The following is a 12,776-nucleotide window of genomic DNA, read 5'->3' as shown; positions in this document are numbered from 1 at the left end:
CGGCCTCCGGTGTTTAGGCGTCCCCATGGAAGTGGGTGCGGCTGGCCGGGCCGTAAGGAGCCGGGCGTTTTCGACCCGACGACGGACGGCGGGACGGCGGGCCAGCCTCACCCAGTCGGTCGGTGGCCCAGCGGATCGCACGGATGTAGGAGGATGTCCAGGCCCGACTGGGCCTCGGCACGCTCGTTGTCGTGGGTGAAGACGGTGCGGTCCAGGACATCGCCGTCCTCTGTCATCTGGAAGGTGTCCGCCAGGACGATCCCCTCGAAGGGCAGGAAGAGGACACGCTCTTCCACCCCTCCCTCCGGAGCCATCTGTTGCTCCGCCTCGAGGATCCCGGCCTCCACAGCCAGGTCGCGGTATGCCACTTCGATGTTGGCGCAGGCGATGTAGTAGGCGAGCAGGAGGATCTCGCTGGCGTGCAGCTCGTTCAACTTATTACCATCAGCGCGGCCACGTCCACGCCCTCACTCAGGCAGCGCGCATTGGTGGGGGTGCGGCAGGAGTCCCCCTCCATCGGCGCGCGCTTGAGCCGCCGCAGCGCCTCGTTGCGCTCCATGGCGTTCACGGTGCCGTCCACATGACGGGCCCAAGGGACAGGGCATTGCCGGGGGCCTCGCTGGCCTGACGGGTCCGCTCCAGGTTCATATCCACCACTCCGTCGACCGCCCCGGCGAAGCGCTCGCAGGTCCTGATATCGCTGGCGAAGGCGACCGCTGTGCGCATGACGCCCGGATCCGCCTCGTAGTCGGCGGGGTCCTGGGTCTGCTTGGCCAAGGCGTTCCAACAGCCGACGATCCTGGCGGCATCATCCAGTGCGAGGTCGCCGTTGGCGGCGAAGGAGCTCTGAAGGGTGCGGCTCACCTGGGCCTCGGAGACCGTGAGCACCAGGGCCTTGTAGCTGGTGAGCAGCCCGTGCTCCACGGCCCTGCCGAACTCGAGCCTGCAGAGGTCGGAGCCGTAGACGGATTCATCATCCATCGAGGCCAGGACGAGATCCTTGCGCTGGGCGTTGTCCTTGACGTCAGGGGCGTAGACGCGCGGGGTCGCCGTCAGGTGGGGCCGCTTGGAAGCTCGGATGTACTCGGCGTCATGGACCCTGACGAAGGCGGACTCATCCTGACCGGCCACGGTGGCACCTGTCCCCGTCGACGCCGGAGCGCAGGGACCGGCCCTTGTCCACCTTCCGGTCCGCCCGGGACCGGCGGCACGCTCGGGCGGCGCCGGTACGGGAACCGGTGCTGGGCGCCTCGGTGCGGGGCGCGGCCCGCCCCGCACCCGTCAAGATTCGGCCGAATTCGGCCGGAGCCGCGGCACGCGGGGCGTGTAGGCTAGGCCTCATGCGCAGAGCAAAGATCGTATGCACCCTGGGACCAGCCACCGATTCTCCCGAGCACGTGCAGGCGCTTGTAGACGCCGGCATGAACGTCGCACGCATCAACCGCTCCCACGGACGCGCCGAGGACCAGGAGGACGTCATCGCCCGCGTGCGGGACGCCGCCGAGACCTCCGGGCGCCCCGTAGCCATCCTCGTCGATCTTCAGGGCCCCAAGATCCGCCTGGGCACCTTCGTCAACGACCAGAAGGTCATGCTCAACAAGGGCGACGAGTTCACAATCACCACCGACGACATCCTGGGCACCGTCAAGCGCGTCTCGACGACCTTCAAGGGCCTGCCGGGGGACTGCCGCCCCGGCGACCGCCTCCTCATCGACGACGGCAATGTCGCCGTGCGCGTCATCACGGTCACCGACACCGACGTCGTCACCAAGGTCGAGGTGCCCGGCTACGTCTCCAACCACAAGGGCCTCAACCTTCCCGGCGTCGCCGTCTCGGTGCCGGCCCTGAGCGAGAAGGACCGCGATGACCTGCGCTGGGCCATCAAGATCGGCGCCGACCTCATCGCCCTGTCCTTCGTCCGCAGCGCCGACGACATCAAGGACGTCCACGACATTATGGACGAAGCCGGGGTGCGTATCCCCGTCATCGCCAAGATCGAGAAGCCCCAGGCGGTGGACAACCTCTTCGACATCGTCTCCGCCTTCGACGGCATTATGGTCGCCCGCGGCGACCTGGGTGTCGAGATGCCGCTGGAGGCCGTGCCGCTGGTCCAGAAGCGGGCCATCGAGCTGGCCCGGCGCCAGGCCAAGCCGGTCATCGTCGCCACCCAGGTGCTGGAGTCCATGATCCAGAACCCGCGCCCCACCCGGGCCGAGGCCTCCGACTGCGCCAACGCCATCCTCGACGGCGCCGACGCCGTCATGCTCTCCGGCGAGACCTCGGTGGGCGCCTACCCGATCGAGGCCGTGCGCACGATGGCCAGCATCATTGAGAACGTGGAGGAGAACGGCGGGGACCGCATCCCCGGTCTGGGCTCCTACCCCCAGACTCGCGGCGGCGCCCTGACGCGCGCGGCCGCCGAGATGGGCGAGCAGCTCGACGTCACCCACCTGGTGACCTTCACCCAGTCCGGTGACACGGCCCGGCGCCTGTCGCGGCTGCGCTCGCCCCTCCCGCTGCTGGCCTTCACCCCGCTGCACTCCACGCGCAACCAGCTGGCGGTGTCCTGGGGCGTGCAGTGCTACGAGGTGCCGGAGGTCGAGCACACCGATGAGATGGTGGCCCAGGTCGATGACCTGCTCCAGCGCAGGCACTTCGCGCAGGCCGGCGACACCGTCATCATTGTGGCGGGCATGCCCCCGGGCACGCCCGGGTCGACGAACTCGATCCGCGTCCACACGGTCGGCGAGTTCGACTGACCCGTCGGCCCGCAGGCAGCGGGCCGAGGGACGCCGAGAGGCATGGTGAGGCCCCGCACCTTCTGGGTGCGGGGCCCGCCGCGCATCGGTACCTCCAGTGGGACTCGAACCCACAACACTCCGATTTTGAGTCGGATGCCTCTGCCAGTTGGGCTATGGAGGCGCAGCATAAGTGGTCGCGCTCACAGGGACGCGCCTTGCTCGCGCGGCATCGTGGTCCACCATACTAGGATCACCCCCGTGAGCAACGAGTCAAGCACCTCCCGAACCCGCAGGGTTCTTGTCGCAGAGGATGAGACCCTGATCCGCCTGGACATCGTCGAGACCCTCACCGAGGCCGGATACGAGGTCGTCGCCGAGGCCGCCGACGGCGAGGAGGCCGTGCGCCTGGCCTACGAGCACGAGCCCGACCTGTGCGTCATGGACGTCAAGATGCCGGTCCTGGACGGCATCACCGCGGCCGAGCGCATTCTGGACAAGCACAGCTGCGCCGTGGTCATGCTCACCGCCTTCTCGCAGACCGAGCTCGTCGATCGGGCCTCCGCGGCCGGCGCCATGGCATACGTCGTCAAGCCCTTCACCCCGGCCGACCTGATCCCCGCCCTGGAGATCGCCCTGTCGCGCCACGAGGAGATCCAGTCCCTGGAGAGCGAGATCTCCGATCTGCAGGAGCGCTTCGAGACCCGCAAGCGCGTCGACCGCGCCAAGGGGCTGCTCATGGAGAAGATGGGCCTGAGCGAGCCCGAGGCCTTCCGCTGGCTGCAGAAGACCTCCATGAACCGCCGCCTGACCATGCGCGAGGTCGCCGACGCCGTTATCGAGCAGGTCGGCGCCAAGAACGGGAACTGAGCGCACGCCGAGTCGGTGAGCGGTCGGTGAGCGGTCGGTGAGCGACTGACCGCGCCTCAGCCCTCCTGGACGGCGGTGGCGGTGAAGAGGCTGCGCAGCGTCCCCCGGGCGATTGCACGGCCGTCCTCGTCGCTGACCCTCACCTCGTAGACGGCGGTGCGCCGGCCCCGGTGAACGGGGGTTGCCACCGCCGTCACCCAGCCGCGCTGGGCGGGGCGCAGGTGGCTGACCTGGAGCTCGGTGCCCAGCGGCGCCATGTCGTCCGGGGCGGCCTCGTGCGCCGCCACCGAGGCGGCCGTCTCGACAAGGGCCGCGCTCGCGCCCCCGTGCAGGATACCGAGGACCTGGCGGGCGCCGTCGACGGGCATGCGCACGACCGTGCGCTCCGCGGAGCGCTCCAGCACCTCCATGCGCAGCGTCGCCATGAGAGTCCCCCGCTCGGAGTCCGACAGGCCCGACGCGCCGACGGCGCTGACCGCGCTGACCGCGGAACCGGCGGGGCGCGGGTCGGGGAAGGGCCGTACCGCCTTGGCGGGGAAGGCCACGGGCACGTCGGCGGAGCGGGAGGTCGGGAACTGGTCGCTGCTCATGCCCGTAGGCTGGCACGGTGAGCACCACCACGACCAGTCCCGCCGCCGAGCCCGCCGGACGTCTTCTCCTCATCGACGGCCACTCCATGGCCTTCCGGGCCTTCTACGCCCTGCCTGTGGACAGTTTCACAACCTCCACCGGGCAGAGTACGAACGCCGTGCACGGCTTCGTCTCCATGTTCCTGTCCCTGCTCGAGCGCGAGGAGCCGACTCACGTCGCCGTCGCCTTCGACCTGCCCGGCGGGACCTTCCGCACCGAGGAGTACGCCGAGTACAAGGGCACCCGCGACGAGACCCCGGAGCCCTTCGTCGGGCAGGTCGAGCTCATCGAGGAGGTGCTGGAGGCGATGAACGTGCGAGCCCTGACCGCCTCCGGCTACGAGGCGGACGACATCCTCGCCACCCTGGCCGCCTCGGCCCAGGCCGAGGGGATGGAGGTCCTCGTCTGCTCCGGCGACCGCGACTCCTTCCAGACCGTGACCGACCGCTGCACCGTGCTCTACCCCGTCAAGGGCGTGTCCACCCTGCGGCGCATGACTCCGGCGGAGGTCGAGAAGCGCTATGGGGTCCCGCCGCAGCGCTACCCCCAGCTGGCCGCCCTGGTGGGCGAGTCCAGCGACAACCTGCCGGGCGTGCCCGGGGTCGGCCCCAAGACTGCGGCGAAGTGGATCACCCTGTACGACGGACTCGATGGCGTGATCTCCAGCGCCGACCAGATCAAGGGCAAGGCGGGCCAGTCCCTGCGCGACCACATGGCCGACGTTGTGCGCAACCGCCGCCTCAACCGCCTGGTGACCGACCTCGACCTGGGCGTGGCGCCCGCCGCCGACCTGACCCTGCGCCCGGCCGACCGCGGCGCGCTGGCCCGCGTCATGGAGGTCCTGGAGTTCCGCACCCTCCACCAGCGGGCCCAGCGGATCCTGACCTTCTCCGATGCCGCTGGTGGCATCGACGGCGCGGTCACGGCCGACGGCGAGAACTCGCCGTCGGCCCGCCTCGACGCCCTCGAGGTCGCCGTGCTCGGCCGCGACCTCGCCCCCGGCGCGCTGGGGGAGTGGCTCTCGGCTCACCTGACGGACGACGACGGAGGGCCCCGTCTCCTCGGTCTCGACGTCGCCGGCACGCTGCGCCCCGGCCAGGCCGACGCCACCGCGATCGCACTGTCCGACTCCCGCGCCGCCGTCGTCGTCGACCCGGCGCTGGCCGCGCCCGAGGACGAGTCGGCGCTGGCCGGGCTGCTCGGCGGCACCGAGACGCCCCTGGTGGTCACCGACGCCAAGGGCGCCTGGCACGCTCTGCACGCCCGCGGCCTGCCCCTGGACGGCGTCGTCTTCGACCCGGCGCTGGCCGGCTACCTGTGCCGTCCTGAGCAGCGCGGCTACGACGTCGGCTCCCTGGCGCAGCGCTGGCTGGGCATCGACCTGGAGGCGCTCGGGGACAACGAGGACGGCCAGGCGCAGACCTCCTTCGACCTGAAGGCCCTGACCGCATCGGAGGACTCGGACGCCGTCCCGGCCCAGGTGCTGGCCGCCGCCCGGCGCGCCGCCGTCCAGGGGGACCTCGCCGCCGCCCTGGGGCGCGAGCTGCGCCGGCGGGAGGCCGAGGTGCTCTTCACCGAGCTGGAGATGCCCGTGGCCGCGACCCTGGCTGAGATGGAGGATGCGGGCATCGCCGTGGACGACGCCGTGCTCCTCGCTCGCGAGACCGAGCTCGACGCCCGCGTCAACCACGCCGCCGAGGCCGCCTACACCGCCGCGGGCCACGAGCTCAACCTCTCCAGCCCCAAGCAGCTCCAGGCGGTCCTGTTCGATGAGCTCGACATGCCCAAGACCCGCAGGACCAAGACCGGCTACACCACCGACGCCGGTGCCCTCGCCGCGCTGTACGCCAAGACCGGCCATCCCTTCCTGGCGGGCCTGCTGGAGCACCGCGACGCCATCAAGCTGCGTCAGACCGTCGAGGGCCTGCGTAAGGCCGTCCAGGCCGATGGGCGCATCCGCACCACCTTCCAGCAGACGATCACCGCCACCGGGCGGCTGTCCTCGACGGACCCGAACCTGCAGAACATTCCCGCGCGCACCGAGGAGGGCATGCGCATCCGGGAGGCGTTCACCGTCGGCAAGGGGTACGAGTGCCTGATGACCGCCGACTACTCCCAGATCGAGATGCGCATCATGGCCCACCTGTCGGGGGACGAGGCGCTCATCGAGGCCTTCCGCAGCGGGGAGGACCTGCACCGCTACGTGGCCGCCCTGGTCCACGACATCGACGTGGCCGATGTCACCGCTGAGCAGCGCAGTCACGTCAAGGCCATGAGCTACGGGCTCGCCTACGGGCTGTCCACCTACGGGCTGGCCAAGCAGCTGGGGATCGACAACGCCGAGGCGGCGACCCTCCGGGACGCCTACTTCGCCCGCTTCGGCCGGGTCCACGACTACCTCGAGGGCGTCGTCGAGCAGGCCCGGCGCGACGGCTACACCCAGACCATGTTCGGGCGGCGCCGCTACCTGCCGGACCTGACCAGCGACACCCGGCAGCGCCGGGAGATGGCGGAGCGCGCCGCGCTCAACGCCCCCATTCAGGGCAGCGCGGCCGACATCGTCAAGAAGGCGATGATCGACGTGGCCCAGTCCCTTCAGGCCGCGGAGCTGGGCTCGCGGCTGCTCCTGCAGATCCACGACGAGCTGCTCGCCGAGGTCGCGCCGGGCGAGGCGGACGCCGTCGAGGACGTTCTGCGCCGGTGCATGGGGGGCGCCGCCGAGCTGTCGGTGCCCCTGGACGTATCGATCGGTCGGGGCGGGACCTGGCGGGACGCCGCTCACTGAGGCGCGCGCCGCGGGTCATGCGGGAGTGAGGGATCGCACGGCACCTATGGGCTTCTTTGGTGATCTCGAACAGGTTACGCGCTGGGCATGTCCTGATAGAGTCCGAGTTGTGCGCCCCTGGGTGTCGTCAAGACGCGCCGCCGTACCGCGAGGTCAGTCCGGGCTGGCTCGGGGGACGGGGGGTGCATGGTTCCTATCAGCCCGATCTATCTGTCCGTATTCGGAGCAACCACTCAATGACCACCACCACGCCCAGCCCTGCCCCGGTCGCCGTCAACGACATCGGCTCGACCGAGGAGATCCTCGCCGCCGTCGACGAGACCATCAAGTACTTCGATGACGGCGACATCGTCGAGGGCACCGTCGTCAAGGTCGACCGAGACGAGGTCCTGTTGGACATCGGCTACAAGACCGAGGGCGTCATTCTCGCTCGCGAATTGTCCATCAAGCACGACGTCGACCCCGATGAGATCGTCTCGGTCGGCGACGAGATCGAGGCCCTGGTCCTCCAGAAGGAGGACAAGGAGGGTCGTCTGCTCCTGAGCAAGAAGCGCGCCCAGTACGAGCGCGCCTGGGGCACCATCGAGCGGGTCAAGGAGGAGGACGGCGTCGTCACCGGCTCCGTCATCGAGGTCGTCAAGGGCGGCCTCATCCTCGATATCGGCTTGCGCGGTTTCCTGCCCGCCTCTCTGGTCGAGATGCGTCGTGTCCGCGATCTCCAGCCCTATGTGGGCCGTGAGCTCGAGGCCAAGATCATCGAGCTGGACAAGAACCGCAACAATGTGGTCCTGTCCCGCCGCGCCTATCTCGAGCAGACCCAGTCCGAGGTCCGCACCAACTTCCTCCAGACCCTGCAGAAGGGCCAGGTCCGCACCGGTGTGGTCTCCTCCATCGTCAACTTCGGCGCCTTCGTGGACCTGGGCGGTGTGGACGGCCTCGTCCACGTCTCCGAGCTGTCCTGGAAGCACATCGACCACCCCTCGGAGGTCGTGGAGGTCGGCAACGAGGTCACCGTCGAGGTCCTCGAGGTCGACTTCGACCGCGAGCGCGTCTCCCTGTCGCTCAAGAAGACCCAGGAGGACCCCTGGCAGGCGTTCGCCCGCACGCACGCCATCGGCCAGGTCGTGCCCGGCAAGGTCACCAAGCTGGTCCCATTCGGTGCCTTCGTCCGCGTCGAGGACGGCATCGAGGGCCTCGTCCACATCTCCGAGCTGGCTCAGCGCCACGTCGAGGTGCCCGAGCAGGTCGCCAAGGTCGGTGATGAGGTCTTCGTCAAGGTCATCGACATCGACCTGGAGCGCCGCCGCATCTCCCTGTCGCTCAAGCAGGCCAACGAGGGCGTGGACCCCAGCTCGGAGGACTTCGACCCCTCGCTGTACGGCATGGCCGCCGAGTACGACGAGAACGGCAACTACAAGTACCCGGAGGGCTTCGACCCGGAGACCAACGAGTGGCTGGAGGGCTTCGACGCTCAGCGCGAGGCCTGGGAGGCCGAGTACGCGGCCGCCCACGCGCGTTGGGAGGCTCACAAGGCGCAGGTCGCCAGGGCCATGGAGGAGGACACGGACACCAGCGGCGCGGCGGCTCCGGCCGGCGCCACGTCCTACTCCTCGGCGGCGTCGGAGTCGACCGGCACCCTGGCCTCCGACGAGGCGCTGGCCGCTCTGCGCGAGAAGCTGACCGGGAACTGACCGCTCGGGATTTGCAGCAGTCCTTGCACGCGCCGAGGGCCCGCCCACCAGCGAGTGGGCGGGCCCTCGGGCGCGACGGGCCCGGCTCCCCATCGCGCGATCATTCGCGGTGTGTGAGGCTGACACCGGAACCCGTCCGCGCCGCGGCGCGGGCACGACCCACGAGCAGGGGAAGATGATGACAACCTGGGACGACCTCACGGATCTGCTTGACGATCCAGGAGACGTCCGCTCACCCGCCGTGCAGGCGGGCCTCTACGACGCGCTTCTGCACGCCGCCCCGGAGCAGCCCCCGCAGGGGGAGGGCGCCCGGCGCCTGGCCACCGCCCTGGCGGAGGTCGACAGGACCTGGCTCGCCGCGCTGGGGGAGGACCCGACCCGGTCCCGGGCGGACATCGACAGGGCCGTCGAGCGGTGCGGCGACCTGCGTCGGGCGGGGGGCCGCTCCGCGTTGCCCCTGCGGTACGCGCGTGTGGAGCTGTGCACGTTCTTCGGCGAGAGAGCCGACGCGCTCGAGCAACTGCGTGTGGCGCGCCTGTTCTCCTTCGACGACGCCGACGCCGGAGCGACGCTAGCGGCCGCCCGCATGCACGACGACTTCTCCGGTGTCATCCGGACCACGTCCGGGGCGTCCAAGCGACCGGACGCCGATCCGGCCGGGACCGCCCGCAGCCTGGCCGCGTCGCTGCTGCCCTACCTCGCGCAGCGGCGCAAGGTCGAGGCCGAGGACGCCCTGATGGCTCTGGGGCAGGTCGAGGCGCCCGTCTCGCTGCGCATCCCGCTCCTCGGCGACCAGCTGGAGTACCTCGGCCTGTCGGGGCAGTGGGAGCGGGGTCTGGCCCTGCTGCGGCACACGAACCTCAGCGACACCCGCGACACCACCGCCTGGGGGCTGCTCAACGCGGCGGTCGGAGCCAGCCTCGTCCTGCGCGAGGCCAATCGCGCCGGCTACGGCTCGAACGCGCTGGGCTCGTCGATCAGTTGGACTATGTCCTGGGGGCCCTCCCTGAAGGTCACCGGCTGGGACACCGTGGTGCACGCCTATGACGCCCTGACGGCCTTCGCCCGCACGGTCGCCGTGCGCTTCGATGAGCGCAACGGCAACAACGGCGTGTCCTACCGGGTGGAGTCGCGCATGGCCGGGGAGGCCTCCGGGCTGGCGGCCCGGTCCTACGGCACGGTGACCGGCACCGCCGTCGATGAGCACCGTCTGCAGCACCGGGGCGCGCTGCTGAAGGATGTCAACGAGCTGCTGGTCCTCGCCCGGGGGTACGGCCTGGGCTCGGTGCACGAGCGCGCCATGAAGACGGCGGAGACGGTCAGCAGGTCCCTGGAGCTCGTCACCGACGACAGCCAGCTCGAGACCGTCGTCGCCCTGCGGATCGCCTTCGCCAGGCTGCTGCTGGCCCTGGGCGCGAGTGAGCGGGCCGAGCGGGAGTCCCTCGACACCGGCGAGCTGTGCCTGTCTCAGGGATGGATCGAGCTGGCGTGCGCGAGCCTGGCCATCGCCGCCTGGGCGGCGGGCGCCCGCAACGACACGCGGGCCGCGCGGACTCACTGGCGGCGCGTGCACGAGCAGATGGGGGACTGGGGCACCTCGCGCATGAAGGAGCGGCTCACCGTCCTGACCGACGCCATCGGCAGCCCGGAGACGAGCAGCATCGCCCTGGTGCTGCTGGCCGAGGTCACCGCCGCCGGCGTCGAGGCGGAGCCCGCCCGCGCCTCGGGCGTGAGAGACGTGTGCCGGCGTGCGCGTGCCGAGCTCGAGCGGTGCAAGACCGTCCCCAGCGGTGTGGCCGAGCGGATCGCTGCGGTTGAGCGGGCCGTCGCCCCCTACGGGCGGGGCCGATCCGGCCGGCACCGCGGCGGCGAGGGGACGACGGCGACGCCCGGCCGGGCGAGCCGGGTGCGGGAGGGCGCCGGCGGATGAGCGGGTGTTGTGCGAGGCGCTCGTTCCGCTCGCGCTCCCGCCGACGATCGGACCATGCTCACTCGCCATCCAGGTGACTCACAGGCGCCCATACCGTTAATCTCACCGCATGACGCAGACGCAGGACGCCCCCGGCCCTCAGAGCTGCGCCACGGTGGTCCCAGACGTGGCCAGTAGACCGGTGACGGTCCATATCACCGGATTCGAGCCCTTCGGCGGAGCCGGCTCCAACGCCTCGTGGGAGGCCGTGCGGCTCCTGCCGGAGACCATCGAGCTGGCAGGAGGCAGCGCCGCCCTGACCCGGGACATCCTCCCGGTCGCCTTCACCGCGGCGATGGCCGCCGCTCGCAGCGTCATCGGGCGTCTGCGCCCCGACGTCGTCGTGCACGTCGGGGAGCAGGCGGGAGCCCGGACGGTGGTGCTGGAGACCACCGCCTACAACGAGGCGACGGCGCGCATCCCCGACAACACCGGGCTCCGGCCCACCGGCGAGGAGCTCGTCCCCGGCGGCGCACCGCTGCGGCGCGCGACATGGCCGGCGGCAGCGCTGGTGGGGCGGCTGAGCGCGGCCGGCCTGCCAGCGGCCCGTTCGGATGACGCCGGACGGTACGTCTGCAACGCCACGCTCTACGCGGCGCTCGACGCCGCCTCCCACCTGCCCGAGGCGGAGCGGCCCGTCATCGGCTTCGTCCACGTGCCGCCCTCGAAGGTCATGGCCCCCCGGGCGGTCGCAGAGGTGCTCCGTCTGCTCATCGTCGAGCTCGCCGACCTGATCCGCCGTCGTCGCACCGCGATGGCGGGCGTCGGCAGGCTCAGGGTGCCGCGCGGCGGCCGGACGCTGCGCGTGGGGCTCACCGGCGGCATCGGCTCGGGCAAGTCGACGGTGGCGCGCCTGCTCGCCGCGCGCGGCGCCCGCGTCGTGGACGCCGACGCCATCGCCCGGGAGGTGGTGGAGCCGGGCTCCCCGGCGCTCGCCGCGGTCGTGTCGGCATTCGGGACGACGGTCCTGACCGCCGACGGCGCCCTGGACCGGGCGGCGCTGGCCGGGCGCGTCTTCACCGACCCCGGCGCCCGCGGCGTGCTCGAGGCGATCACGCTGCCGTGCATCGCCCAGACGGCGGCCCAGCGCATGGAGAACGCAGGGCCCGGCGGCGTGGCCGTGTACGACGTCCCCCTCCTGGTGGAGCGGGGGATGGACGACCTCTTCGACTGCGTCGTGGTCGTTGAGGCGCCCCTCGCACTGAGGATCGCGCGCCTGGAGGAACGGGGCCTGTCGCGAGAGGAGGCCATGAGCCGCATGGCCAGCCAGGCCGACGACGAGGAGCGCCGTCGTATAGCTGATGTCCTGCTGCTCAACAACGGCACCCGGGAGGACCTCGCTGACGGCGTCGACTGGCTGTGGGAGCACCGGCTGGCTGCCGCTGCGGGGTGAGGTCGACAATGCCCGCCCAGCAGTAGACCATTGGCCCGACTGGCCCGCCCGCTGCCGGCCATCAACGAGAACTGCCCCCTTGGTGCTGTCCTGCCCACGGTCGTGGGTCATGGGCGTGGACTGGTCCTTGTACGATGTCGCCGTCAATGGCTCGCCGTCCCTGACGGGTAGAGGCTGCGTCGGCGCTGAAACGGCGATCGTGGTCCCGCTCAGGAGCAGGACCAAAACAGACGGCGTCACCCGCTGGCCGGCCTACCTCGCCCTGGACTGCCGGGCGTGTCTCGGACAGCTCTGAAAGCGGTCTTTCAGGCTGCTTGTCTTACTGCTCGGTGCTCCTGGTGGACCTCGCCCTGCGTCCTGTGCCCCAGGGCGGAGTGGAGCTGTCTCTGATTGTGTGTATCGGGCTTGACCTCAGGGGGTCGGCGTTGTTATGGGGTGGGTTGTTGTGTGAGTTGTTGGAGGGTTTGGTGGGGGTGGGTTGCCCAGTAGCGGCAGGTGGAGGCGATGCTGCTTTTTCGGCGTTGTCGGCTGGGGTGGTCGGGGCTGGTGAGGCGGATGAGGCTGATGGCGGTGTTCCTGAGTGTGGCCATGGCTCGGGCGGTGGTGGTTGTGGGCAGTTGGTGGCGGTCCTCGTCGAAGGTGACGTCGCGGACCCAGTGGAGGCGGTTCTCTATTCCCCAGTGGCCTTGGATCCAGGCTG

At 70.7% G+C, this 12,776-nt stretch carries 10 protein-coding genes, 1 tRNA gene and 1 pseudogene; 6 read left to right on the top strand and 6 right to left on the bottom strand.

All coding sequences use genetic code 11. The features are described from left to right. Nucleotides 1–107: 107 nt before the first annotated feature. The 3 genes from O145_RS00055 to O145_RS00050 are packed head-to-tail and all read right to left on the bottom strand — an operon-like array spanning nucleotide 108 to nucleotide 1,131. Nucleotides 108–434: a hypothetical protein gene (locus O145_RS00055; RefSeq protein WP_043557998.1), complete on the bottom strand. Its 327-nt coding sequence runs from the start codon at nucleotides 432–434 to the stop codon at nucleotides 108–110. Next, the gene (locus O145_RS17840) at nucleotides 431–568 is read right to left on the bottom strand and encodes a hypothetical protein (protein ID WP_156966547.1); all 138 of its coding nucleotides are present in this window, start codon (nucleotides 566–568) and stop codon (nucleotides 431–433) included. The genes O145_RS00055 and O145_RS17840 overlap by 4 nt, the downstream gene beginning before the upstream one ends. Then, a complete protein-coding gene (locus O145_RS00050) occupies nucleotides 565–1,131 on the bottom strand; it encodes a hypothetical protein (protein WP_043557996.1) in 567 nt (188 codons plus the stop codon). Before O145_RS00050 ends, O145_RS17840 begins: the two co-directional genes overlap by 4 nt. Before the next feature lie 209 nt (nucleotides 1,132–1,340). On the opposite strand from O145_RS00050, the gene pyk reads away from it, so the two are divergent. After that, complete coding sequence (pyk, locus tag O145_RS00045; RefSeq protein ID WP_043557994.1) at nucleotides 1,341–2,759, top strand: pyruvate kinase; 1,419 nt, start codon at nucleotides 1,341–1,343, stop codon at nucleotides 2,757–2,759. An 89-nt stretch (nucleotides 2,760–2,848) separates the two neighbouring features. Here pyk and O145_RS00040 read toward each other — a convergent pair. Further along, a tRNA-Leu gene (locus tag O145_RS00040) sits at nucleotides 2,849–2,922 on the bottom strand. A gap of 77 nt (nucleotides 2,923–2,999) precedes the next feature. Between O145_RS00040 and O145_RS00035 the strand changes: the two genes are divergently transcribed. Next, nucleotides 3,000–3,608: an ANTAR domain-containing response regulator gene (locus O145_RS00035; RefSeq protein WP_043557990.1), complete on the top strand. Its 609-nt coding sequence runs from the start codon at nucleotides 3,000–3,002 to the stop codon at nucleotides 3,606–3,608. 56 nt (nucleotides 3,609–3,664) lie between these two features. Here the strand turns inward: O145_RS00035 and O145_RS00030 are convergent, their stop codons facing one another. Beyond that, on the bottom strand, nucleotides 3,665–4,198 hold the full coding sequence (locus O145_RS00030; RefSeq protein ID WP_043557987.1) for a PaaI family thioesterase: 534 nt from the start codon (nucleotides 4,196–4,198) through the stop codon (nucleotides 3,665–3,667). Nucleotides 4,199–4,215: 17 nt separating this feature from the next. Between O145_RS00030 and polA the strand changes: the two genes are divergently transcribed. From polA to coaE, 4 genes are all read left to right on the top strand, one after another. After that, nucleotides 4,216–7,023 carry a DNA polymerase I gene (gene polA / locus O145_RS00025; protein WP_043557986.1) on the top strand — a complete coding sequence of 936 codons (2,808 nt, stop codon included), beginning with the start codon at nucleotides 4,216–4,218 and terminating at the stop codon, nucleotides 7,021–7,023. Nucleotides 7,024–7,259: 236 nt separating this feature from the next. After that, nucleotides 7,260–8,714: a 30S ribosomal protein S1 gene (rpsA, locus tag O145_RS00020; RefSeq protein ID WP_043557983.1), complete on the top strand. Its 1,455-nt coding sequence runs from the start codon at nucleotides 7,260–7,262 to the stop codon at nucleotides 8,712–8,714. 178 nt (nucleotides 8,715–8,892) lie between these two features. Then, nucleotides 8,893–10,644, top strand: coding sequence for a hypothetical protein (locus O145_RS00015; protein WP_052374460.1), 1,752 nt, complete (start codon nucleotides 8,893–8,895; stop codon nucleotides 10,642–10,644). Between the two features lie 109 nt (nucleotides 10,645–10,753). Next, nucleotides 10,754–12,076 carry a dephospho-CoA kinase gene (gene coaE / locus O145_RS19710; RefSeq protein WP_084682260.1) on the top strand — a complete coding sequence of 441 codons (1,323 nt, stop codon included), beginning with the start codon at nucleotides 10,754–10,756 and terminating at the stop codon, nucleotides 12,074–12,076. Nucleotides 12,077–12,504: 428 nt separating this feature from the next. Here coaE and O145_RS18555 read toward each other — a convergent pair. Next, nucleotides 12,505–12,776: pseudogene (locus O145_RS18555) on the bottom strand (hypothetical protein); the annotation flags it as partial.

The organism is Actinomyces israelii DSM 43320 (genome assembly GCF_000711965.1).
Lineage (GTDB): Bacteria > Actinomycetota > Actinomycetes > Actinomycetales > Actinomycetaceae > Actinomyces > Actinomyces israelii.
This window is presented reverse-complemented; position numbering and strand designations above follow the sequence as displayed.